The organism is Microbacterium sp. GXF7504, assembly GCF_054798235.1.
The window spans coordinates 438,458-460,417 of sequence record NZ_JBSJZI010000002.1 but is presented as its reverse complement, the minus strand read 5'-3'; the positions used below and the strand labels follow the sequence as shown (position 1 = coordinate 460,417).

At 72.5% G+C, this 21,960-nt stretch carries 22 protein-coding genes and 1 tRNA gene; 14 read left to right on the top strand and 9 right to left on the bottom strand.

Annotated elements, in window-relative coordinates; genetic code table 11:
* Positions 1–21: 21 nt before the first annotated feature.
* Entirely contained in the window at positions 22–807 is a 786-nt protein-coding gene (locus ACWAUO_RS06285) for an exonuclease domain-containing protein (protein WP_460773976.1), read from the bottom strand.
* Between the two features lie 77 nt (positions 808–884).
* Between ACWAUO_RS06285 and ACWAUO_RS06280 the strand changes: the two genes are divergently transcribed.
* A complete protein-coding gene (locus tag ACWAUO_RS06280) occupies positions 885–1,784 on the top strand; it encodes an alpha/beta fold hydrolase (RefSeq protein WP_460773974.1) in 900 nt (299 codons plus the stop codon).
* Here the strand turns inward: ACWAUO_RS06280 and ACWAUO_RS06275 are convergent.
* Positions 1,744–2,304, bottom strand: a complete 561-nt coding sequence (locus ACWAUO_RS06275) for a CGNR zinc finger domain-containing protein (RefSeq protein ID WP_460773973.1) — start codon at positions 2,302–2,304, stop codon at positions 1,744–1,746. The genes ACWAUO_RS06280 and ACWAUO_RS06275 overlap by 41 nt on opposite strands.
* Before the next feature lie 73 nt (positions 2,305–2,377).
* Between ACWAUO_RS06275 and ACWAUO_RS06270 the strand changes: the two genes are divergently transcribed.
* On the top strand, positions 2,378–3,367 hold the full coding sequence (locus ACWAUO_RS06270) for an EamA family transporter (protein ID WP_460773971.1): 990 nt from the start codon (positions 2,378–2,380) through the stop codon (positions 3,365–3,367).
* Here the strand turns inward: ACWAUO_RS06270 and ACWAUO_RS06265 are convergent.
* Entirely contained in the window at positions 3,339–3,812 is a 474-nt protein-coding gene (locus ACWAUO_RS06265; RefSeq protein ID WP_460773970.1) for an Lrp/AsnC family transcriptional regulator, read from the bottom strand. The genes ACWAUO_RS06270 and ACWAUO_RS06265 overlap by 29 nt on opposite strands.
* A 165-nt stretch (positions 3,813–3,977) precedes the next feature.
* On the opposite strand from ACWAUO_RS06265, the gene ACWAUO_RS06260 reads away from it, so the two are divergent.
* The 3 genes from ACWAUO_RS06260 to ACWAUO_RS06250 are packed head-to-tail and all read left to right on the top strand — an operon-like array spanning position 3,978 to position 7,257.
* A complete protein-coding gene (locus ACWAUO_RS06260; RefSeq protein WP_460773968.1) occupies positions 3,978–5,111 on the top strand; it encodes a thiamine pyrophosphate-dependent enzyme in 1,134 nt (377 codons plus the stop codon).
* Positions 5,108–6,118, top strand: coding sequence for an alpha-ketoacid dehydrogenase subunit beta (locus tag ACWAUO_RS06255; protein ID WP_460773967.1), 1,011 nt, complete (start codon positions 5,108–5,110; stop codon positions 6,116–6,118). Before ACWAUO_RS06260 ends, ACWAUO_RS06255 begins: the two co-directional genes overlap by 4 nt.
* A complete protein-coding gene (locus tag ACWAUO_RS06250) occupies positions 6,115–7,257 on the top strand; it encodes a dihydrolipoamide acetyltransferase family protein (RefSeq protein WP_460773964.1) in 1,143 nt (380 codons plus the stop codon). The genes ACWAUO_RS06255 and ACWAUO_RS06250 overlap by 4 nt, the downstream gene beginning before the upstream one ends.
* A 4-nt stretch (positions 7,258–7,261) precedes the next feature.
* On the opposite strand, the gene ACWAUO_RS06245 is transcribed toward ACWAUO_RS06250, so the two are convergent.
* From ACWAUO_RS06245 to ACWAUO_RS06235, 3 genes are read right to left on the bottom strand one after another with little or no spacing between them, the layout of a single operon-like run.
* Positions 7,262–8,992 (bottom strand): alkaline phosphatase family protein, encoded by a 1,731-nt coding sequence (locus tag ACWAUO_RS06245; RefSeq protein WP_460773962.1) that lies wholly within the window; start codon positions 8,990–8,992, stop codon positions 7,262–7,264.
* Positions 8,989–9,582 (bottom strand): histidine phosphatase family protein, encoded by a 594-nt coding sequence (locus ACWAUO_RS06240; protein ID WP_460773961.1) that lies wholly within the window; start codon positions 9,580–9,582, stop codon positions 8,989–8,991. The genes ACWAUO_RS06245 and ACWAUO_RS06240 overlap by 4 nt, the downstream gene beginning before the upstream one ends.
* Before the next feature lie 15 nt (positions 9,583–9,597).
* Entirely contained in the window at positions 9,598–10,449 is an 852-nt protein-coding gene (locus ACWAUO_RS06235; protein WP_460773959.1) for a Sir2 family NAD-dependent protein deacetylase, read from the bottom strand.
* An 86-nt stretch (positions 10,450–10,535) separates the two neighbouring features.
* On the opposite strand from ACWAUO_RS06235, the gene ACWAUO_RS06230 reads away from it, so the two are divergent.
* Entirely contained in the window at positions 10,536–11,342 is an 807-nt protein-coding gene (locus tag ACWAUO_RS06230; protein ID WP_460773958.1) for a TrmH family RNA methyltransferase, read from the top strand.
* 7 nt (positions 11,343–11,349) lie between these two features.
* Here ACWAUO_RS06230 and ACWAUO_RS06225 read toward each other — a convergent pair whose 3' ends face one another.
* The gene (locus ACWAUO_RS06225) at positions 11,350–12,192 is read right to left on the bottom strand and encodes an SGNH/GDSL hydrolase family protein (protein ID WP_460773956.1); all 843 of its coding nucleotides are present in this window, start codon (positions 12,190–12,192) and stop codon (positions 11,350–11,352) included.
* A 147-nt stretch (positions 12,193–12,339) separates the two neighbouring features.
* Here ACWAUO_RS06225 and ACWAUO_RS06220 point away from each other — a divergent pair, with 147 nt between their 5' ends.
* The 4 genes from ACWAUO_RS06220 (at position 12,340) to ACWAUO_RS06205 (ending at position 16,683) form a co-directional block, all read left to right on the top strand.
* Positions 12,340–14,181, top strand: a complete 1,842-nt coding sequence (locus ACWAUO_RS06220) for a DEAD/DEAH box helicase (RefSeq protein ID WP_460774368.1) — start codon at positions 12,340–12,342, stop codon at positions 14,179–14,181.
* Between the two features lie 66 nt (positions 14,182–14,247).
* Entirely contained in the window at positions 14,248–15,345 is a 1,098-nt protein-coding gene (locus ACWAUO_RS06215; RefSeq protein ID WP_460773954.1) for a VIT1/CCC1 transporter family protein, read from the top strand.
* 55 nt (positions 15,346–15,400) lie between these two features.
* Positions 15,401–15,928, top strand: a complete 528-nt coding sequence (locus tag ACWAUO_RS06210; protein WP_460773953.1) for a hypothetical protein — start codon at positions 15,401–15,403, stop codon at positions 15,926–15,928.
* Positions 15,929–16,053: 125 nt separating this feature from the next.
* Positions 16,054–16,683, top strand: a complete 630-nt coding sequence (locus ACWAUO_RS06205) for a hypothetical protein (RefSeq protein ID WP_460773951.1) — start codon at positions 16,054–16,056, stop codon at positions 16,681–16,683.
* Positions 16,684–16,870: 187 nt separating this feature from the next.
* On the opposite strand, the gene ACWAUO_RS06200 is transcribed toward ACWAUO_RS06205, so the two are convergent.
* Positions 16,871–16,955 (bottom strand) — tRNA-Leu (locus tag ACWAUO_RS06200).
* Between the two features lie 142 nt (positions 16,956–17,097).
* Here ACWAUO_RS06200 and ACWAUO_RS06195 point away from each other — a divergent pair.
* Both ACWAUO_RS06195 and ACWAUO_RS06190 read left to right on the top strand, forming a co-directional pair.
* Positions 17,098–18,411, top strand: coding sequence for a M20/M25/M40 family metallo-hydrolase (locus tag ACWAUO_RS06195; protein WP_460773949.1), 1,314 nt, complete (start codon positions 17,098–17,100; stop codon positions 18,409–18,411).
* A 48-nt stretch (positions 18,412–18,459) separates the two neighbouring features.
* Positions 18,460–19,284 carry an undecaprenyl-diphosphate phosphatase gene (locus ACWAUO_RS06190; RefSeq protein ID WP_460773947.1) on the top strand — a complete coding sequence of 275 codons (825 nt, stop codon included), beginning with the start codon at positions 18,460–18,462 and terminating at the stop codon, positions 19,282–19,284.
* A 13-nt stretch (positions 19,285–19,297) separates the two neighbouring features.
* On the opposite strand, the gene ACWAUO_RS06185 is transcribed toward ACWAUO_RS06190, so the two are convergent.
* A complete protein-coding gene (locus tag ACWAUO_RS06185; RefSeq protein WP_460773945.1) occupies positions 19,298–20,167 on the bottom strand; it encodes a PAC2 family protein in 870 nt (289 codons plus the stop codon).
* Positions 20,168–20,254: 87 nt separating this feature from the next.
* Here ACWAUO_RS06185 and ACWAUO_RS06180 point away from each other — a divergent pair, with 87 nt between their 5' ends.
* Together ACWAUO_RS06180 and ACWAUO_RS06175 are read left to right on the top strand one after the other, a co-directional pair.
* On the top strand, positions 20,255–20,944 hold the full coding sequence (locus ACWAUO_RS06180; protein ID WP_460773943.1) for an HAD family hydrolase: 690 nt from the start codon (positions 20,255–20,257) through the stop codon (positions 20,942–20,944).
* Positions 20,941–21,951: a tRNA (adenine-N1)-methyltransferase gene (locus tag ACWAUO_RS06175; protein ID WP_460773942.1), complete on the top strand. Its 1,011-nt coding sequence runs from the start codon at positions 20,941–20,943 to the stop codon at positions 21,949–21,951. The genes ACWAUO_RS06180 and ACWAUO_RS06175 overlap by 4 nt, the downstream gene beginning before the upstream one ends.
* The last annotated feature ends 9 nt before the right edge of the window (positions 21,952–21,960 follow it).

Here is a 21,960-nt window from a genome sequence, read left to right as displayed (position 1 = left end):
GTCGTATCCGGCGAAGGTGCCTCAGCGGATGGGCCAGCTCCCGTCGAGCACCTCGGCGGGGTCGATGCGACCGATGCGGACGAAGTACTCGGTGAGGCTCTCCGCCTGCTCGCGCGCCCACGCGACCTGCTGGACGTGGAGCTCGTGCGCCGTCGCGGGCAGCGGGAAGCGGCAGGCCAGGGCCTGGGCGAGGCGGCCGGCGGCGACCGCGTCGGCCGCGGCGTCGTGCGCACCCTCGAGGACGACGGCATAGTGTGCGGCGACCACCTCGAGCGTCCGCTTGCCCCGGCGGTAGCGGTCGAGCCGCTTGTCGACGACGAGTGGGTCGAACACCGGCGCGGGGGAGAGGATCGGCGGCACGCCGTGCCGGATCGCTTCGTGCTTGAGCAGGGAGAAGTCGTACGGCGCGTTGTAGGCGACGACCGGGATGCCGGCGTCGAGGAGCTCCCGGAGCGCTGCGACGACCTCCGCCACCACCTCGGCGGCCGGACGCCCGTGCATCCGGGCGTGCTCGCCGGTGATCCCGTGCACCGCGGTGGCGCCCTCGGGGATGTCGACGCCCGGGTCGGCCAGCCAGCCCTGCGCACGGACGACCCTCCCGTGCTCGTCGAGCAGACCGACGTGGGCCGTCACGATCCGGTCGGTCGTCACGTCGACCCCGGTGGTCTCGAGGTCGAACACGCCCACCGAGCGGACCCATTCCGGGAGCGAGGGCGCGGCCGCCGCGGCGATGTCCTGGACGAGCGCGTCGGCGGCGTCGGGTTCGTCGTCCCAGAGGGGCAGTGGCTCGGGTCGCCGGGTCTCCATGTCCTCGACAGTACGGGTCGGTGCCGACACGGACCGGCAGCGGCTCGCGGCGGACGGCCGGTCCGTAGACTCGAACGGTGAGTGCACCGCATCCCTACGCCGACCGGCTCGCCGCGATCCCCGTCGAGCGCCGCGAGGTGGAGGTGTCGGGCGGTGTCACCGCCTACTGGGTGTACGGCCCGGAGGACGCGCCCGTGACGGTCGTCGCAGTCCACGGGTTCCGAGGTGAGCACCACGGCCTCGAACCGGTGGTCGCCCACCTCGAGGGCGTGCGGGTGATCTCTCCCGACCTCCCGGGTTTCGGCGAGACCGCGCCGCTGCCTGGTCGCACCCACACGCTCGACGTCTACGCGTCGTGGCTGCGCGCCTTCACCGCCGCCGTCGCGCCCGGTGCGGTGATCCTCGGCCACTCGTTCGGGTCCATCGTCTCGGCCGCAGCGGTGGCTGGTGGGCTGCCGACGCCGCGGCTCGTGCTGGTGAACCCGATCGGGGCGCCCGCCCTCGCCGGGCCCCGCGGCGTCCTCACCCGACTCGCGGTCTTCTACTACTGGGCCGGGGCGCGACTGCCCCGGCGGCTGGGCGAGGCGCTGCTGCGCAACCGGCTGATCGTGCGCGTCATGAGCGTCTCGATGGCGAAGACGAAGGAGAAGGAGCTCCGGGCCTTCATCCACGACCAGCACGACTCGTACTTCTCCCGGTTCGCCGACCGCGACGTGCTGCACGACGCCTTCGTCGCCTCGGTCTCGCACGACGTGAGCGAGTTCGCCGGCGCGATCGACGTCCCCGTGCTCCTGGTCGCTGCGCAGCAAGACGACATCACGCCGATCGAGGCCGAACGGCGCCTCCGGACACTGTTCGCGGATGCCGCACTCGTGGAGATCCCCGACGTCGGGCACCTCATCCACTACGAGACGCCGCAGGCGGCGGCGGACGCGATCAGGCCGTTCCTGCAGCCTGTCGCCGACGGTACGCGTTGACGTTCATGCGGTTGCCGCAGTTGCCGGTGTCGCAGTAGCGCTTCGACCGGTTACGCGAGTAGTCCACGTAGACGGCGTCGCAGTCGTCGGCCTCGCACACCCGCAGCCGTCCGTACTCGTCGGCGCGCACGACGTCGAAGATCGCCATGGCCGTCTCCACGAGGATGCGGACCTGGAGCGGTGCGTCGGGGGAGGTGGCGTGGATGTGCCAGTCGTACTCGTCGTGACGGACGAGCTGAGGGACCGCGCCGGCCCCGGCGAGCATCGTGTTCGCCGCTGTCGCAGCGGCGTCGCGGTCCAGCTCCCAGAACGCCCGGAGCGGTTCGCGGATGGCCCGCACCTCGGCCAGTTCCGCCGCGTCCTTCCGTACCGATCCCGAGTACGGGTGGGTGCGCAGGAAGGCGCGCAGATCGGCGACCGTCCGCAGCGTGTCCGCGTCCGGATCCGCCGTGCCGGGCAGGGTGTTGACCAGGTCCGCGGCCCAGGCGAGCGAGGCGCGGGTGTCATCACTGAAGACCAAGTTGACCCCTGACGTTGCCGAGCGATACTGTCACCAGTGTAATCACCCGTCACTCCTGACAGTGGAGTCCGCCATGGTCACCTCGACCGCGCCCGTCCCGACCCTCGTCGCGCCGCGCCACCGTTCCCTCGGGCTTCTCGCCGGGCTCGCCTCCGCCCTGGCGTTCTCCAGCAGCGGCCCCTTCGTGAAGCCGCTGCTCGAGGCGGGCTGGTCGCTGGGCGCGGCACTGCTCGTCCGCATGGGCGTGGCGGCCCTCATCCTGTCGCCCGCGCTCGTGCGGGCATGGCGCCGCGACCCGGGCCTCGTCCGACGGCGCTGGCGACTGATCGTCGGGTTCGGACTCACGGCGGTCGCGGGCTGCCAGCTCTTCTACTTCGCCGCCATGCAGCGGATGCCGGTCGCCGTCGCCCTGCTCATCCAGTACCTGGCGCCGGTGCTGCTCGTGCTGCTGGCGTGGGTCCGCACGCGCCGGGCGCCGTCGCGGACCGTGATGATCGGTTCGGTGCTCGCGATCGTCGGGCTCGTGCTGGTCGTGGACGTCGCCGGCGCGCGCTTCGACCTGCTCGGGACCGTCTTCGCCCTGGGCGCCGCGGTCTGCGTGTGCGCGTACTTCCTGCTGTCGGAGCGGACCGGCGACGATCTCCCGCCGCTCGCCCTGGCCGCCGGAGGACTCGTGACCGGGGCGGTCCTCATGGCGGTGCTGTGCGCGGTCGGGGTGCTGCCCTTCGCCGCTCCCGCGGTGACCGTCGTGCTCGCGGGACTCGAACTGCCGGGGGTCCTCGCGATCGCCTGGGTCGCCTGCGTGGCGACGACGGTCGGGTATGCGCTCGGGGTGGTCGCGGTGCCGATGCTCGGATCGCGCGTCGCCTCGTTCGTCGGACTCTCCGAGGTGCTCTTCGCCCTCGGGTTCGCCTGGCTGCTGCTGGGCGAGACGCCCGCGCCCGTCCAGCTGGTGGGCGGGGTCGTGCTCCTCGCCGGCGTCGTCCTCGTCCGGCTCGACGGGCGCTCGGCCGCGGAACCCGTCGGAGAGGCGGCTAGGGTTCCCGTCGTGCCAGCTCCATGAGCGGCGTGACCCGGTAGGGGATCACCTCGTCCATCACGAGCGAGGTCTCGGTGCGCTCGACGCCGTCGATCGACAGGATGCGCGCGTCGATGTCGAACAGGTGCTGGGTGTCGCGGCATGCCACCAGCGCGAGCAGGTCGACGCTGCCGCTGAGGCCGAGGGCCTGCAGCACCTCGGGGATCTCTGCAAGGGACTCCCGGATGCGGGGGAGCTCGTGCTGCCGCACGATCACCGTCACGCAGGCGCGGATCGGGAACCCGAGGGCCGCCGTCGCGATCGCCCGCTCGTAACTCATGAACACCCCGGACGCCTCCAGCCGCGACATCCGCGCCTGCACGGTGTTGCGCGACAGCCCGAGCCGGTCGGCCAACGCGACCACGGTGGCGCGGTGGTCCATCGAGAGGGCGTGCAGGAGTTCCAGGTCGGTGCGGTCCAATCCGGGCATAGTGCTCAGCCTAGACCCGCCCGCAGCCGCGCTTCGATGGGCAACATGCTCAACGACCGCGCACATGCTTGAATCCGCCCCGAGCCGGACCTATCGTCGCCCCAACGGCGAAGACGCCGCCACCACTCGGGATGCGCCCACAAGGAGCACCCCCAGCGAAAGGTGATGACGATGGTGCACACCCTGGCCCCCCTCACGACCCCGGTCGACGGCTTCGACGACGTCGCCCGGCTGCTGGAACCGGACGGCACGCGTCGTCCCGACCGCCACCTGGACACCTGGATCGCCGACCTGGACGCGGAGGCCTTGCGGGGACTGCACCGCGACATGGTGCTCGTCCGTCGGGTCGACGCCGAGGGCATCGCCCTGCAGCGGCAGGGCCAGCTCGGCCTCTGGCCGCCGTGCCGGGGCCAGGAGGCCACCCAGGTCGGCTCCGCCCGTGCGCTGCGTACGGACGACTTCGCCTTCACCACCTACCGGGAGCTCGGGGTCTTCCTGACGCGCGGCGCCGCCCCGGCCGACGTCGTCATGACCTGGCGCGGCGAGGTGCACTCCTCGGTCGATCCGAACGCGATCGGCGTGGCCGTGCCGCAGATCATCATCGGCGCGCACAGCCTCCATGCCGTGGGCTACGCGATGGGGATCCAGCGCGACGGCGCGGATGCCGCATCCATCGCCTACTTCGGCGACGGCGCCATGAGCCAGGGCGACGTGGGGGAGGCCATGACCTTCGCCGCGTCCTTCGGCGCACCCGTGGTCTTCCTCTGCACGAACAACCAGTGGGCGATCTCCGAGCCGGTCGCGCTGCAGACGCGGGTGCCGCTCGCCCGGCGCGCACCCGGCTACGGCATCCCCAGCATCCGCGTCGACGGTAACGACGTCCTCGCGGTGCTCGCCGCGACCAGGTGGGCGCTCGACCACACGCGCAACGGCCGGGGCCCCGCGTTCATCGAGGCCGTGACCTACCGGATGGGTCCGCACACGACCTCCGACGACCCCACCCGCTACCGCGATCCGGCGGAGCTCGCCTACTGGGAGCAGCGAGACCCCATCGCGCGGCTCGAGTCGTACCTTCGGGCGCTCGGCGAGTTCGACGACGACACCGCGGCGGCGGTCGAGGCCGACGCCGACGACCTGTGCGCACGGGTGCGCGCCGCATGCCTCGGGGCCCGGACCGCGCCGCCGGAGACGATCCTCGAGCACGTGTACGCCGAACCGCACTCCGGCATCGAGGCGCAGCAGCGCCGGATGCGCGCCTACCTGGACTCGTTCATCGACGCCGCGGAGGTCGGATCATGACCAGGCTCACCCTCGGCAAGGCGTTGAACGCCGGCCTCGACCGCGCCCTCGCGGACGACGAGCGCACCCTGCTCCTGGGCGAGGACATCGGTCGGCTGGGAGGCGTGTTCCGCATCACCGACGGCCTGCAGACGACCTACGGCGCCGACCGGGTCGTCGACACGCCGCTCGCCGAGGCGGGGATCGTGGGCGCCGCGGTCGGGCTCGCGTACCGCGGCTACCGGCCGGTCGTGGAGATCCAGTTCGACGGGTTCGTCTATCCGGCGTTCGACCAGATCGTGTGCCAGGTGGCGAAGCTGCACTACCGCACGTCGGGCCGGGTGCCCATGCCGATCACGATCCGGATGCCGTGGGCCGGTGGCGTGGGTGCGGCCGAGCACCACTCCGAGTCGCCCGAGGCGTACTTCGCGCACACCGCCGGCCTCCGAGTCGTGATCCCCTCCACCCCGCAGGACGGGTACACCATGCTCCGCCAGGCGATCGCGAGCGACGACCCGGTCGTGTTCTTCGAACCGAAGCGGCTCTACCACGTCGCCGGGGAGGTCGACCTCGAGCGACCGCTCGCCGACGCACCTCCGATGGGGGTCGCCCGCGTGGTCCGGCCCGGCACCGACGCCACGGTCGTGACCTACGGTTCGCTCGTCCCGGTCGCGCTCGACGCGGCGGCCGCGGCCGAGACCGACGGCGTCTCGCTCGAGATCGTCGACCTGCGCTCGGTGTCGCCGTTCGACCTCGCGACGGTCGCCGCATCCGTCCGGCGCACCGGGCGCCTGGTCGTCGCGCACGAGGCGGCGGGGGAGGCGGGCGTGGGCGCCGAGATCGTCGCCCGCGTCGTCGAGACCTGTTTCGACGAGCTCCGCTCCGCGCCGGTGCGGGTCACCGGGTGGGACATCCCGTATCCGCCGGCACGGCTCGAAGCGCACCACGTGCCCGACCTCGACCGCATCCTCGACGGCGTCGACCACGCCCTCGGACGGCCGAGCAGCTTCTCGGCGGTGACGCGATGACCCTCCAGTTCCTGCTGCCCGACCTCGGCGAGGGCCTCCGCGAGGCGGAGATCGTCGAGTGGCACGTCGCAGAGGGCGATACCGTCCGGCTGAACCAGCCCCTCGCGGAGGTGGAGACCGCCAAGGCGGTCGTCGAGCTCCCGTCCCCGTACGCCGGCGTGGTCCGCGGGCTCCACGCGCGTGCGGGCGACGTCGTGGCGGTCGGCGCGCCGCTCGTGTCCGTCGACGCCGAGGGCGAGGAACCCGCCGAGGAGGCGCCCGCCGAGCCGACGGCCGCGGAGCCGCCGGAGGAGCGGACCGCCCCGGCGCAGGCCGACGCGGAGGCGCCCGGGCCGAACCTGGTCGGGTACGGCGCTGCGGCCGCCTCGGACGCCCCGCCGCGCCGCCGCCCGCGCATCTGGGGCAGCGGGCCCGGCCCTGACAGGCCCCTCGCCCGGGGACGCGCAGACCACCGCATCCCGGTGCGCGGGGTGCGGAAGGTCACCGCGGAGGCGATGGTGCGCAGCGCCTTCACCGCCCCGCACGCGTCGGCGTTCCTCGACGTCGACGCGACCGCGACGACCGACCTGCTGCGGTCCTGGCGGGACGACCCGGTCCTGCGCGACGCCCGGATCAACCTGATGGCCGTGGTGTCGCGGGCCACCGTGCTCGCGCTCCGGCGGACGCCGTCGCTGAACGCGTCGTGGGACGAGGACGCGGGGGAGATCGTCGAGCACGGCGCCGTGCACCTCGGCGTCGCCGCGGCGACCGAACGTGGTCTCCTCGTGCCCGTGATCCGCGACGCCGACCTGCTCGAGCTGCCGGCGCTGGCGGTCGCCCTGCGCCAGTTGGCGGAGACCGCGCGCGCGGGGCGCACCGCGCCCGCGGACCTCAGCGGCAGCACCTTCTCGATCTCCAACGTGGGTGCGCTGGGGATGGATGCGGGCACGCCCATCATCAACCCGGGCGAGTCCGGCATCCTGGCGGTCGGCGCGCTCCGACGCCGCCCCTGGGAGCACGCGGGCGAGTTGGCGTTGCGCGACGTGCTGACGCTCAGCCTCTCGTTCGACCACCGCATCGTCGACGGTGCGGAGGCGGCCCGGTTCCTCGGCGACGTCGCAGGGATCCTCCGCGAACCCGGACGGGCGCTGCTCGGCTGACCGCTCAGGCCGACGGCGACGGCGACGGCGAAGCGGCCGGCGCGCCGAAGAGCCCCTGCCCGTGCGTGACGAGGATCTCGTACGCGTCGTGGTAGGTCTCGGGTTCGGGTGCGCCGGCCTTGCCGTAGCGTTCGAGGAGCAGGCCGAGCAGGCCCTTCGCGGGCGACGTGAGCGGCCGCGGCGAGGACTGCAGGTCGGCGACCGCGTCCTCGTCCTCGAGCGGCGGGACGTACGCGGGGGTGACGGTCGGCCAGGTCGACGGGTCGCGCGGCGTCGTGAGGTTCACGAGGCCGAAGAGGTCGCGCGCGGATCGGTCGCGGTCGGTGAGCGGTTCCAGCCCGTGCATCCTGGTGAGGGTCGCGATCACGGCGGCGTGGTGCATCTCGTCGTTGATGACGGTGCCCGCCTTCGTGTACGCGGAGACCGCGATCGCCGGCACCCGGACGCCCAGCCGGTCGAACGTGAACCCCATCTCGCCGGGTTGCTCCGCCGGATGCGGCGGGGTCGCGGAGGGCGGCGGCACATGGTCGTAGGTGCCGCCGTGCTCGTCGAACGTGATGAGCAGCAGCGTGTTCAGGGCGTTCGAGCCGTGCGTCGAGTCGGCGGTGCGCACGGCGTCGTACACCGACGCGACCAGCGCCTCGCCGGCCCGCACATCGGAGATCGCCGAGTCGAACACCTGCTCGTCGTCGGCGTCGCCCTCGCGGACCCGCCCGTGCGGCGGGTGGAAGTCGTTGTGGTTGTAGACCAGGCGCGGCTCGATGAACGCGTACGCGGGCAGCGTGCCGTGCTTCGCGTCGTGGAAGAAGTCCTCCATGTGCGCGAAGTGCCCGGTGCGCCAGTACTCCTCGAGGGCGGGGGCGTGCAGCATCCCGGTGAGGGACACGAGCTGCAGCTTGTCGAAGTAGACCTTCCACGACAGCCCCGCGTCCTCGAGCCGGTTGAAGACGGTCGCGTACTCCGGCACGTCGAGCCATTTGCCCCGCCCGCCGTCGCCGCCGTTCGTGACGAACCCGTGCGAGGTGGAGGCGTTGAAGAACGATCGGTTGCAGTAGGTCTGGCTCGGCACCGCCGCGTACCAGTGGTCGAAGACAGCGAACTGGGTGGCGAGCGTCGAGAGCACCGGCAGCATCCCGGGGGAGAAGCCGCCCATGATGACCGCGAGCTCCTCGGGGGTCGGCTCCGCGCCGCGCTTCACGATCCGGTGGTTGACGAGATAGTCCTGCACGAAGCCGGCCATGGTGGGCTTCGCGCCCGGCGCCGGGGTGTTGTACGGCGGCTTGATCCCGTGCTTCCAGGCGTGCGCGTTCTCGGGCGGGTCGACCGTGCCGAACAGCTGCGTGTTCACATGCGGGTACGTCTCACCGGGATCGGGGTCGGGCGAGCACATGATGCGATCGGTCGGACCGCGGTAGACGTGCGCGGGGATGACCGTGCCGTCGGGCGCGGTGTTCGCGTAGTCGCCGAACGCGAGTCCGTCGAACGACTGCCCCGACGGCAGCCTGTCCGGGGTGTAGAGGTGCCCGAGCATGTTGTCGAAGGAGCGGTTCTCGCCCATGAGCACCACGATGTGCTCGAAGCCGGGCTCCCGCTCCGGGGTGCGCTCGGCCCGCAACGCGGCGGCCGTGGCCACCGCGCCGCCGCCGACGGCGAGGCCGCCCAGCGTGAGCCCGCCGACGCGGAGGAAGTCCCGGCGGCTCGTGCGGCCGGACTCGGCGGGGCGGCGGTCGTTCATACGGTCGCGTGGGACCGGAGCAGGAGGTCGTCGTCGGTGACCAGCAGCTCGTGCACGGACGCGTTGGGGATGCGCTTCCCAGGCTCCGGCACGGTGCCGCCGCTCGCGTGGCCGAGCACCTCCCGGATGAGACCGCCGTGCGCGACGGCGATGAGCGTGGTGTCCTCGTCGGCGCGCCGCACCGTCTCGGCGGCGGCGTCGCGCAGCGCGCGCACGGCGCGGTCGCGGACCGCGCTCCGGTCCTCGGCGCCGGTCGGCTCCGCCTCGCCGAACGCGCCGAAGCGGGCGTGGAACTCCTCGAACACCATGCCTTCGGCGTCGCCGTAGCTCCGCTCGCGCAGCATCGGGGTGGTCCAGGGCTCCGGCAGTGCGAGGCTCGCCGCGATGATGCGGGCGGTCTCGAGCGCGCGCTGCAGGTCGCTCGAGACGATGAGGGCCGGCTCGCCGGCGAGCATGTCCGCGACGGTGGCCGCCGCATCCCGTGCCTGCGCGCGGCCGGTGTCGTTGAGCGGGATGTCGGTCACGCCCTGGACGCGTCGGGCGCGGTTCCAGTCGGTCTCGCCGTGGCGGATGAGGAGCAGTCGGGTCACAGGGGTCCGGTCGGGTCAGCGGGCGGCGGGGAGCATCTGCGCGAACGCGCGGAGCACCTCGGTCGTGCCGGCGTCGATCTTGACGGTCGCGCGGGCATCGGCCCGGGTCTCGCCGCGGTTCACGATGATGACCGGAAGCCTACGGCGACGGGCCCGTTCCACCAACCGGATGCCGGAGTTGACCACGAGCGACGATCCGGCGACGAGCAGCGCGTCGCTGCCGCGGAGGAGCTGCTCGGCCTCGCGAAACTTCTCCGCCGGGATGAACTCGCCGAAGAACACCACGTCGGGTTTCAGCACACCGCCGCAGACCGAGCAGTCCGGGATCGTCATGTCCGCCACCGACTCGGGCGCCACGTCGCCGTCGGGACCGAGCGGGAGGTCCTCGCCGCCGCCGAGCCAGGGGTTGTCGGCCTCGACGCGCGCCGCGAGGTCGCGCCGGTCGAACACCTGGCCGCACCGCAGGCACGCGACGCGGCGCATCGTGCCGTGCAGCTCGACCACCCGGTGACTGCCGGCGCGGAGGTGGAGGCCGTCCACGTTCTGCGTGATGACGCCGGTGGTGCAGCCGGTGCGCTCCAGATCCGCCAGCGCGCGGTGCCCGTCGTTGGGCTCCGCCGCCGCGAAGCGCCGCCAGCCAAGGTGGCTGCCGGCCCAGTAGCGTTTGCGCGCGAGGTCGCTGGAGAGGAACTGCTGCACGGTCATCGGGGTCCGCACGGGTGCGCCCTTGCCGCGGTAGTCCGGGATGCCCGAGTCGGTCGAGACGCCCGCGCCGGTGAGCACCGCGACCTTCCGACCGGCGAGCGCGTCGACGGCACGGCCGAGCTGCGCCGTCGCGGGCGCATCGAACTGGGTCGTCGTGGGCACGGTACCTCCTGCCCCGAGCCTACGCCCGGCGGTTTACCGTCATGTTTCGGGACGGCCGCCGCCGCGTCGCGTGGTTGCATGGAGGGATGCGGATCGAACGGATCGACGACGCGGACGACCCGCGGCTGGCCGACTATCGCGACCTCACGGATGTGGCGCTGCGGCGCGTGAGCGAGCCGGCGGGCGGCCTGTACATCGCGGAATCGGCGAAGGTGATCGAGCGGGCGGTCCGGGCCGGGCACCGCCCCCGCTCGCTGCTCGTGCAGGAGAAGTGGCTGCCGGATGCGGAGCGGCTCGCCGGCTCGGCGCCGGTGTACCTCGTGGACGCGGCCCTCGCCGAACGCGTGACCGGGTACGCCGTGCACCGCGGGGCGCTCGCCTCCATGCACCGGCCCGCGCTGCCGCCGCTCGACGCGGTGCTCGCCGAGGCCCGCACGGTCGTGGTGCTCGAAGACCTCGTCGATCACACGAACGTCGGCGCGATCTTCCGTGCGGCGGCGGGACTCGGCGCCGACGCGGTGCTGGTGGGGGAGCGGTGCGCCGACCCGCTCTACCGTCGGAGCGTCCGGGTGAGCATGGGCACCGTGTTCCAGGTGCCGTGGACACGGCTGCCCGCCTGGCCCGACGCCGGACCGGCCCTCCGGGACGCCGGATTCCATCTCGCGGCGCTCGCCCTCGCCGACGACGCGGTCACCCTCGACGCGTTCGCGGCGACCCGGCCCGAGCGCGTGGCGTTCGCGCTCGGCGCGGAAGGGGACGGACTGAGCCGTGCGGCACTGGCCGCGGCCGACACCGTCGTCACGATCCCGATGGCGGGCGGGGTCGACTCGCTGAACGTCGCCGCGGCCGCATCCGTCGCCCTGTGGGCGCTGCGGCATCCGCCCACGGCCTGAGGCGCGGTCAGTCCGCGTCGTGCGGCGGTGCTGGGCGCAGCGGCGCCGGCTCGGGGCGCTTCGGGAGCACGTGGTCGCCCGACGACTGGTGACGCAGGCGCCGCAGCACCCACGGCACGAGGTGCGTCCTCGCCCAGACGAGGTCGTTCGCCCGCGCCGCGCGCCAGTTCAGCTGCGGCACCGGCTCGGGTTGCATCGGGGTGAGCTCGTTCGGCACGTTCAGCGCGCGCAGCACGGCACGGGCCACCTCGTGGTGTCCGAGCGCGTTCAGATGCAGTCGGTCGTCGGCGAAGAACCGTGCGTCCTGGATCTCCTTCAGCGCCCACTGGTCGACGACGATGCAGTCGTACCGCTCCGCGACCGCCCGGATGTTCTCGTTGTAGATCGCGATCTTGCCGCGGAACGGGCGGAACACCGGCGAGAACCCGACGTCGATGCCGGTGAAGACGACGACGGTCGCGCCGTCCGAGCCCAACCGGATCACGGCGTCCTCGAACTGCTCCGCGATCTCGTCCGGATCGGTACCGGGACGGATCACGTCGTTGCCGCCGGCGCAGAACGTCACGAGGTCGGGCTTCAGCGCCAGCGCCGGCTCGACCTGTTCGGCCACGATCTGCCCGATGAGTTTGCCGCGCACCGCGAGGTTCGCGTACGCGAAGTCGTCGACCTGATCGGCGAGTACCTCCGCGACACGGTCCGCCCAGCCGCGGTTGCCCCCGGGCGTGTCGGGCGACGGGTCGCCGATGCCCTCGGTGAACGAGTCGCCGACGGACACCAGACGACGCCACGGATGCGGGCCGGTGTTGCCGACGAACGGGGTGCGGGACTGCTCGTGCGGGTGCTGCGACATGAGGCCTCCTGACCGGACAGCGTAGTCGGCCGATGTCCGTGCGGTGGCTTATCGTTGATGCTCGCGCCCCGCTCCGAACGGGGCGATGCAGTGAACAGGAGGTGACGCGTGGACGAGGTTCCGTCCGCAGTCGCCGGTACCTCCCCGGTGCCCGTCGATCCGCGTGAGATCCCCGCGCACATCGGCAGCTTCGCGGCCGAGCACCTCTCGCCGTCGTTCCCGCAGCGTGCCCCGTGGGGCACCGCGCAGCGGCTGCGTGCGTGGCAGGCGGAGGCGCTCGACCTCTACTTCGCGCTCGACGGTCCCGACGGCGAGGGCAAGGGCCCGCGCGACTTCCTCGCAGCCGCGACCCCGGGCGCCGGAAAGACGACCTTCGCGCTCCGGCTCGCCAGCGAGCTGCTGCGCCGCAAGGTCGTCGACCGCGTGGTCGTGGTGGCGCCGACCGAGCACCTGAAGACGCAGTGGGCGGATGCGGCGGCGCGCGTCGGCATCCGGCTCGACCCGGCCTTCAGCAACCGCCACACGCTCCCGTCCCGCCAGTACCACGGGGTGGCCGTCACGTACGCCCAGGTCGCGGTCAAGCCGAGCGTGCACCAGAACCTCATCCTCAGCGCACGCGTGCTGGTGATCCTCGACGAGGTGCACCACGGCGGCGACGCGCTCAGCTGGGGCGACGCGCTGCGCGAGGCCTACGGCCGGGCGACCCGGCGACTGCTGCTGTCGGGGACGCCGTTCCGCTCCGACACCGCGCCCATCCCGTTCGTCGAGTACCACCCCGACGCGAAGGGCATCCGGGTCTCCCGCACCGACTACGCGTACGGCTACCAGCGTGCGCTCGAGGACGGCGTCGTCCGCCCCGTGCTGTTCATGGTCTACGCGGGGCACATGCGCTGGCGGACGAAGACCGGCGACGAGATGGAGGCGCATCTCGGGCAGGACAACACCAAGGACATCACCTCGCAGGCCTGGCGCACCGCGCTCGATCCGAACGGCGAGTGGATCCCCGCGGTGCTTCGTTCCGCCGACCGGCGCCTCACCGAGGTGCGCCAGACGGTGCCGGATGCGGGCGGCCTCGTGATCGCGACGGACCAGACCGCCGCGCGCGCGTACGCCGAGATCCTGAAGCAGATCACCGGGCAGGCACCCACCGTCGTGCTCTCGGACGAGGCGGAGGCGTCCTCGCGCATCGAGGAGTTCTCGAAGAACGAGGACCGGTGGATGGTCGCGGTGCGCATGGTGTCCGAGGGTGTCGACGTGCCCCGTCTCGCCGTCGGCGTGTACGCCACCAGCGCCTCCACGCCGCTGTTCTTCGCCCAGGCGATCGGCCGCTTCGTGCGTGCCCGCCGGCGCGGTGAGACCGCGACCGTGTTCCTCCCGAACGTGCCGCAGCTGCTCGCCCTCGCGAACACGATGGAGCAGCAGCGCGACCACGCCCTCGACCGCGAGAGCGACGCCGAGGACATGTGGGACGCCGAAGAGGACGCCATGAACGCGGCCGAGCGCGAGGACAAGGCCTCCGACGCGCTCACCGAGGAGTTCACATACCAGGCGCTCGGCTCGCACGCGCACTTCGACCGTGTGCTCTTCGACGGCAAGGAGTTCGGCCAGCTCGCGACGCCGGGGACGCCCGAGGAGGAGGAGTTCCTCGGCATCCCGGGCCTGCTCGAGCCCGAGTCCGTGCACGAGCTGCTGATGGCCCGTCAGGCGCGCCAGGGGCGGCACCGCAGCATCCGCGAGGCGCGGGAGCAGGAGTCGGGGGAGCAGGTGCCCGACGAGGCCGCGCTGCCCGCGCCGCTCCACCGCACGCTCAAAGAACAGCGGCAGCTCCTCAACAGCCTCGTCGGCCTGTACGCCCGTCAGACGGGCGAGCCGCACGGCCTCGTCCACGCGGAGCTGCGGCGCCAGTGCGGCGGTCCCGCCGTGTCGCACGCGACCGTGGCCCAGCTGCAGGCGCGCATCGACCTCATCCGCCGCCGGGTGCGGGCCTGAGTTCGGTCGACCGAACAGCGGCGACGGGCGGATCGGGCTAGCGTCGGAAGCGACCCCGGAGGAACCGTGACCGACCCAACCCGCCCAGCGCCGACGAACCGCGACCGACGTCGCTGGGCGCAGTACCTCGCGGACGAGCGAGCCGAAGCCCGGGTCTACCGCCAGCTCGCGGCGCGACGGGAGGGCGAGGAACGCGACATCCTGCTCGCCCTCGCGGACGCGGAGGGCCGCCACGAGCGGCACTGGCTCGAGCTGCTCGGCGGGGAACCCGCATCCCTGCCCCGCGCCTCGACCCGCACCCGGATGCTGGCGTGGATGGCGAAGCGGTTCGGCACGATCTTCGTGCTCGCACTCGCGCAGAACGCGGAGGGACGCTCGCCGTACGACGAGGACCCGAACGCGACGCCGGCGATGCGCGCGGACGAGAAGGTCCACCACGAGGTCGTGCGCACGCTCGCCGCCCGCGGACGCCGGCGGCTCTCGGGCACGTTCCGGGCGGCCGTGTTCGGTGCGAACGACGGACTCGTCTCGAACCTCGCGCTCGTGCTCGGGATCGGTGCGACCGGCGTCGCATCCCAGTTCGTGCTGTTCAGCGGCATCGCGGGCCTCCTCGCCGGCGCTCTGTCCATGGCGGCGGGGGAGTTCGTCTCGGTGCGGTCGCAGCGGGAACTGCTGTCGGCGACGGAGCCCAGCAACTACGCCGACGCCGCACTGCCCGACCTCGACCTCGACGCGAACGAGGTGGCGCTCGTGTACCGGGCGCGGGGGATGGACGCGGGAGAGGCCGAGGCGCGTGCGCGGCGCGTCGTCGAGGCCGCCCACGCCGCCGACCGCAGTCGTCCGTACCGGCGCCCGGCGCAGGGCTCGGGCGACGGGCACGAGGTTGTCGGCGGGGCGTTCCAGGCCGCCGCGTCGAGCTTCCTCTTCTTCGCCTCCGGCGCCCTCATCCCGGTGCTGCCGTGGATCTTCGGGCTTTCCGGCGCGGTCGCCATCCTGGTCGCGCTCGCCCTCGTCGGGGTGGCGCTGCTCGCCACGGGCGCGATGGTGGGGCTCCTCTCCGGCGGGCCGCCGCTGCGCCGCGCCCTGCGCCAACTCGCGATCGGGTTCGGCGCCGCCGCCGTCACCTACGTGCTCGGCCTGCTGTTCGGGGTCACCGTCGGCTGAGCGCCGTTGTGGATAACCGCGGTGCGGCCCGGGTGCGCGTGCGTACCGTGAGCGCATGGTTCGGGTGACGGTTCGATGCGCGGCGGTCGTGCTGCTGTGCCTGGGGCTGACCGGATGCGGCACGAGTCCATCGCCGGAGCCTTCACCGACCGCATCCGGATTCGCGGACGAGGCCGAGGCCTTCGCCGCCGCGGAGGAGACCTACCGCGCGTACGTCGACGCGCTGAACCGCGTGGACCTCAGCGACCCCGAGACCTTCGAGGACGTCTACGCCTGGACGACCGGTGAACTCAATGCAAGCGACCGAAAGAGCTTTAGTGCGTGGCACGCCGAGGGATACAGCCTCCGAGGAGAGGCGATAGTGCAACAGATCGAGCCGCTGAAGTATGAGTTCCCAGAGGTGCTTCTCCACGCCTGCTATGACGTGAGCGGAATCGATGTGGTTGATGCTGGCGGGGAGTCACTGGTCTCGCCCGACCGTCCGGGAGTCCAGTCGCTTCTCGTCTCCCTTGAGCAGAGTCCAGAAAGCAGTAACGAGCTGCTCGTGTCAGCGATCAACCCTTCAGAGGACGCATCGTGCTGAGTCGATTCGCACTGATTGCCGCTCTGCTCGTCGCAGCGCCAGTTGCGCCAACTGCGTCTGCGTGCGACACGGCGTCCACCCTGATCGACCATTGCAGAGTAGCCAATACGGGCAGCGAGGTGCAGGTGGGTGCCAGCCGCGGCGACGACGGCAGCGGGCGTGGCGGCGGGACCCAGTCGCCGCGCGGCGCGCAGGAGGCGGCTCCGCGCACGCCTCCGTGTGTACCGTCGGCGGAGGACCTGTGCCGCGGCAACTACGAGGTCGCCGGGTTGCCCGACGTCACGATGGAGGACCTCGCGTCGTTCCGACCGGCGGCGCCGTCGGCCGCGTCGGAGCCGGCGAACGTCGGGATCGTCGGCATGCCCGTGAACCTGGTGGCCGCGGCATCCACCCACACGGCGACGGGGGAGCTGTTCGGCTACGCGGTGACGGTCCGGTTCACGCCGGTCGGGTACGCGTTCGACCACGGCGACGGGACCGTCGCACGCACGACGACACCGGGCACCTCGTGGGCGGCGCTCGGGCAGGCGCAGTTCACGCCGACCGCGACGAGCCACGCGTACGCGGCGCGCGGGGACTACAGCGTGGCGGTGGCCACCACCTACGTCGCGCATGTGGACTTCGGCGGCGGCTGGCGCGACGTCCCCGGCACGCTCACGCTCTCCTCCGACGGCTACCCGCTGCGGATCGTGGAGGCGCGCACGGCACTCGTCGAGCACACGTGCCTCGAGACACCGTCCGCAGTCGGCTGCTGACGCGCTGCGCTCAGCGGCTCCGAGCCGCGCCCCCATCGCCGGCGCACCCGACCATCACCTCACCCGTCGCAAATGCCGCATCCTGCGCCCGCGCACCCGCCATTTGCGACGGATGAACCCCGCATCCGCTACGCGACACCCGGGGGAACAGCGAAGGCCCCCTCCGAAGAGGGGGCCTTGCAATCTGTGCGCGAGGGGGGACTTGAACCCCCACGCCCTATACGGGCACTAGCACCTCAAGCTAGCGCGTCTACCTATTCCGCCACCCGCGCATTGGGTGTGTTTCCGTCGAGCTTTCCGGTCGAAACCGTCCTGCGCAACGATGAATGAGCCTAGCACGGTCCGGCCGCCACCATGAACGCGGCCGCGCCGCCCGGGCGTGCCGCGTCGGCCGCACCGGGTAGCCTGATGCGCATGACCGGACCCGAACGCGAGACGGACGCCGACCTTCCCGAGGTCGCACGCATCGCGCGGGACCTCATCCGCATCGACACGACGAACTTCGGCGGCGGCCGGGCGAAGGGCGAGCGCGAGGCGGCCGAGTACGTCGGCGCCTACCTCGGGTCGCTGGGGCTGAAGCCCGAGTACTACGAGCCGGTCGAACGGCGCACGAACGTGTGCGTCCGCGTGCCGGGTCGCGACCGCGACCGGCCGGCGCTCGTGCTCCACGGGCACCTGGACGTCGTCCCCGCGGTCTCCGACGACTGGAGCGTCGACCCGTTCGCCGGGGTGGTCCGCGACGGGATGCTGTGGGGTCGCGGCGCCGTGGACATGAAGGACATGGACGCCATGATCCTCACCTCCGTCGCCGAGCTGCTGCGGAACGGCGAGCAGCCGGCGCGCGACGTCGTCGTCACGTTCTTCGCCGACGAGGAGAACGGCGGCGTCGAGGGCTCGACCCTCGTCGTGCGCGACCGTCCCGAGTGGTTCGCAGGCGCGAGCGAGGCGATCAGCGAGGTCGGCGGGTTCTCCGTCGACGTCGGTGACCGCCGCGCGTACCTGCTGCAGGTGGGGGAGAAGGCGCTCCTGTGGCTGCGGCTCGTGGCCCGCGGCGCCGCGGGCCACGGCTCGCGGGTGCACCCCGACAACGCGGTGACCCGGCTCGCACAGGCGGTCGCGGCGATCGGCGCGACCGAGTGGCCGATCCGTCTCACCGACACCACGACGCAGTTCCTGGACGTGCTCGCGGAGCTCTCGGGCACCGACCGTGACGACCCGGATGCGGTCGCCTCGAGCGTGGGGCCGGCCGCGGCGTTCCTGAAGGCCACGCTGCGCACGACGGCGAACCCGACCGCGCTCACCGCCGGGTACAAGCACAACGTGATCCCGGACCGCGCCGAGGCGCTCATCGACGTGCGCGTCCTGCCCGGTACGGAGGACGAGGCCCTCGCCGACCTGCGGCGGATCGTGGGTCCTGACATCGAGATCGAGACCGTCATGCGCGACGTGGGCCTCGAGACGCCGTTCGCGGGCGACCTCGTCGACACCATGGTCGCGGCCCTCGGCCGGCACGACCCGGGCGTGCCCGTCATCCCGTACCTGATGGGCGCCGGCACCGACAACAAGGCGCTGTCGCGCCTCGGGATCGCCGGGTACGGCTTCGCCCCGCTGCGGCTGCCCGCGGGACTCGACTTCACCGGCATGTTCCACGGCGTCGACGAGCGCGTCCCCATCGACTCGCTCGTCTTCGGACAGCGCGTGCTCACCGACCTGCTCCGCTCCCTCTGACCGACCCCCTTCCCGACCCCTCCCGCACCGCACACACGAAAGGCGCGCATGCAGCTCCTCGAGGCGTTGTTCCTCGGCCTGATCCAGGGCCTCACCGAGTTCCTCCCCGTCTCCTCCAGCGCGCACCTGCGCATCGTGGGCGCGTTCCTGCCCAACGCGGAGGACCCGGGCGCCGCGTTCACCGCCATCACGCAGATCGGCACCGAGGCGGCGGTCGTGATCTTCTTCTGGCGCGACATCGTGCGCATCATCGGCAACTGGTGCAAGGCGCTCGTCGGCCGCATCCCGCGCAACGACCCCGACGCCCGCATGGGCTGGCTGATCATCATCGGCTCGGTGCCGATCGTCGTGCTCGGGCTGCTGTTCCAGGACCAGATCGAGACGGTCTTCCGGTCGATGTGGCTCGTGGCCGGGATGCTGATCTTCTTCGGCGTGCTCCTGGGCATCGCGGATGCGGTGGGGGCGCGCAAGCGCAAGCTCGCCGAGTTGAACGTGGGGCAGGGCGTCGTGTTCGGGTTCGCGCAGTCGCTGGCGCTCATCCCGGGCGTGTCCCGCTCGGGCGGCACGATCACCGCGGGGCTCTTCATGGGCTTCGAGCGCGCTGCCGCGGCCCGCTACGCGTTCCTGCTGGCGATCCCCGCGGTGTTCGGCAGCGGCTTCTACCAGCTCGCGAAGAGCTGGGACGAGCCGGGCGTGTACTCGCTCGGGGAGACGTTCGCCGCGACCGCCGTCGCATTCGTCGTCGCGCTCGTGGTGATCAAGTACTTCATGGCGTGGATCTCGAAGCACAGCTTCCTGCCGTTCGTGATCTACCGCGTCGCGCTCGGCGCGCTGATCCTCGTCCTGCTCTCGCTCGGCGTCATCCCCGCCTGAGCGGCAGGCGCGCTCAGCGGCGCGGGTCGTCGCGGCCGGGCTTGCCCGGGCCGTCGCCGCGGCGGCGCAGATACTGCTCGAACTCCCGGGCGATCGCGTCGCCGGACGCCTCGGGGGAGTCCCAGGCGTCGCGGGTGCGCTCGAGGCCGCGGATGTACTCGGTCATCTCCTCGTCGTCCGCGGCGGCGGCGTCGATGGACGCCTCCCAGGCCGCGGACTCCGCCGGAAGCCCGCCGCGCGGGACCTTCGCGCCGGTGAGCTCCTCGAGCCGGTCGAGGAGGGCGAGGGTCGCCTTGGGCGACGGGGTGTGCCCGGCGACGTAGTGCGGCACGCTCGCCCACAGCGCCGCGCTCGGGATGCCCGCCTCCTCGGCGGTCTGCCCGATGACCGACAGGATGCCGACGGGCCCCTCGTAGGTGGAACGCTCCAGGTCGAGCTCCCCGCGGAGGCGCTCGTTGTCGCTTCCGGCGAAGACGGAGATGGGGCGGGTGTGGGGGACGTCGGACATCATCGACCCCAGTGCGACGAAGCCGGTGACGTCCTCGCGGAGTGCGACGTCGACGAGTTCCGCCGCGAACGCCTGCCAGGCGCGGGCGGGTTCGACCCCGGTGAGCAGCCAGACCTCCGGCGCATCGGCGTCGCCAGGAACGGCAGGTCGGAGGATCGTCGCCTCCGGCCAGGTCAGCAGGCGACGGCCCTCGCCGTCGAACGAGACCTGGGGGCGCGTGTACTGGTAATCGAAGTACAGTTCCGGGTCCACCGAGTACACCGACTCGTACGCGCCCTCCGCCTTGAGCAGGGACACGGCGGCGGACGCGGCCTCGCCGGCGTCGTTCCACCCGTCGAATGCCGCGACGAGAATGCGGCGACCGAGTGCGTCCACGCGTTTCCTCCCTCGGCCCGGACGGCCTTCGTTCCAGGATAGGCCGTCGCGCACGGGCGGGCCGCGGGCGCTGCGTACGATGGACGGATGACCTCCGTGCCTCCCGCCGCCGTGCTCTGGGACATGGACGGCACGCTCGTCGACACCGAGCCGTACTGGATGGCCGCCGAGACGCCGCTGGTCGAGAGCTTCGGCGGCACGTGGACACACGAGCAGGCGCTGCGCCTGGTCGGCCTCGGCCTCGAGGACTCCGCACGCATCCTGCAGGACGCGGGCGTCCGGCTGCCGGTGCACGAGATCGTCGACACGCTCACCGAGCGCGTCATGGCGCAGCTGCGCGAACGGGGACTGCCGTTCCGCCCCGGCGCCCGGGAGCTCCTCGCCGACCTCCGCGCGGCGGGCATCCGCACCGCACTCGTGACGATGTCGATGCGGCGGATGGCCCAGACCGTCGTCGACCTCCTCGGCTTCGAGGGGTTCGACCTCATCGTGGCCGGCGACGACGCCACCCGCCCGAAGCCCTTCCCCGACGCGTACCTGCAGGCGTGCACGGTCCTCGGGGTGGACCCGGCGGCGTGCGTCGCGATCGAGGACTCGCCCGGCGGGGTCCGGGCCGCGGTCGCCGCCGGCACCGTCACCCTCGGCGTCCCGCTCATGGTCTCGCTCGAAGGCGCCGGCGCCCACGAACTCTGGGAGAGCCTCGACGGCCGCACCGCCCAGGACATCGCCCATCTGTACACGGCGCACACCCGGCGCCGCCGAGAGGATGCCTCATGACCTCGCCCACCACCCCGCCCCGCGGCCCGTTCCGCTCCGGCGAGCGGGTGCAGCTGACCGACCCCAAGGGACGGATGCACACCACGACGCTCCGAGAGGGCGGTGAGCTGCACACGCACCACGGCGTGCTGCGGCACGACGAGCTCATCGGCCTGCCCGACGGATCGGTCGTCGCCAACAGCGCGGGGCACGAGTACCTCGCGCTGCGCCCGCTCCTGCGCGACTTCGTCATGTCGATGCCCCGCGGTGCCGCGATCGTCTACCCGAAGGATGCGGCCCAGATCGTCACCCAGGCCGACATCTTCCCGGGCGCCGTCGTGGTCGAGGCGGGCGTCGGCTCGGGCGCCCTCGCCCTGCACCTGCTCCGCGCGATCGGTCCCGCGGGCCGTCTCGTCTCGTTCGAGCGCCGCCCGGAGTTCGCCGAGGTCGCCACCGCCAACGTCGAGACCTTCCTCGGCGAGGCGCCGGCGAACTGGGACCTCGTCCTCGGCGACCTGGCGGAGGAGCTCCCGCAGGCGGTGGCCCCCGCATCCGTCGATCGGATCGTGCTCGACATGCTCGCGCCGTGGGAGTGCATCGACGCCGCGGCGGACGCGCTCATCGCCGGCGGTGTCGTGATCTGCTACGTCGCGACCGCCACGCAGCTGAGCCGCGTCGCGGAGTACATCCGCAACACCGAGGCGTTCACCGAGCCGGAGGCGAGCGAGACGCTCGTGCGCGGCTGGCACGTCGAGGGGCTCGCGGTGCGTCCCGACCACCGCATGGTGGCGCACACCGGCTTCCTGCTCACCGCACGCCGGCTCGCGCCCGGCGCGATCCCGCCCGAGCGCAAGCGTCGCGCGTCGAAGGCCTCCGGCACGGATGCGGACGTCGAGGCGTGGACCCCCGGCGCGGTCGGGGACCGCGAGATCACGGACAAGAACCTCCGCAAGCGCGCCCGCGAGGCGCAGAAGGCGGCCGAAGGCGCCAAGCGGGCACGTTCGGAGGGCGAGAACCCGACGGCCTAGACTGTCACG

Coding starts and splice junctions, on each gene's coding strand:
- ACWAUO_RS06285 (WP_460773976.1), bottom strand. CDS start 807: ATGGAGACCCGGCGACCCGAGCCACTGCCCCTCTGGGACGACGAACCC.
- ACWAUO_RS06270 (WP_460773971.1), top strand. CDS start 2,378: ATGGTCACCTCGACCGCGCCCGTCCCGACCCTCGTCGCGCCGCGCCAC.
- ACWAUO_RS06265 (WP_460773970.1), bottom strand. CDS start 3,812: ATGCCCGGATTGGACCGCACCGACCTGGAACTCCTGCACGCCCTCTCG.
- ACWAUO_RS06260 (WP_460773968.1), top strand. CDS start 3,978: ATGACGATGGTGCACACCCTGGCCCCCCTCACGACCCCGGTCGACGGC.
- ACWAUO_RS06255 (WP_460773967.1), top strand. CDS start 5,108: ATGACCAGGCTCACCCTCGGCAAGGCGTTGAACGCCGGCCTCGACCGC.
- ACWAUO_RS06250 (WP_460773964.1), top strand. CDS start 6,115: ATGACCCTCCAGTTCCTGCTGCCCGACCTCGGCGAGGGCCTCCGCGAG.
- ACWAUO_RS06245 (WP_460773962.1), bottom strand. CDS start 8,992: ATGAACGACCGCCGCCCCGCCGAGTCCGGCCGCACGAGCCGCCGGGAC.
- ACWAUO_RS06230 (WP_460773958.1), top strand. CDS start 10,536: ATGCGGATCGAACGGATCGACGACGCGGACGACCCGCGGCTGGCCGAC.
- ACWAUO_RS06225 (WP_460773956.1), bottom strand. CDS start 12,192: ATGTCGCAGCACCCGCACGAGCAGTCCCGCACCCCGTTCGTCGGCAAC.
- ACWAUO_RS06210 (WP_460773953.1), top strand. CDS start 15,401: ATGGTTCGGGTGACGGTTCGATGCGCGGCGGTCGTGCTGCTGTGCCTG.
- ACWAUO_RS06195 (WP_460773949.1), top strand. CDS start 17,098: ATGACCGGACCCGAACGCGAGACGGACGCCGACCTTCCCGAGGTCGCA.
- ACWAUO_RS06190 (WP_460773947.1), top strand. CDS start 18,460: ATGCAGCTCCTCGAGGCGTTGTTCCTCGGCCTGATCCAGGGCCTCACC.
- ACWAUO_RS06180 (WP_460773943.1), top strand. CDS start 20,255: ATGACCTCCGTGCCTCCCGCCGCCGTGCTCTGGGACATGGACGGCACG.
- ACWAUO_RS06175 (WP_460773942.1), top strand. CDS start 20,941: ATGACCTCGCCCACCACCCCGCCCCGCGGCCCGTTCCGCTCCGGCGAG.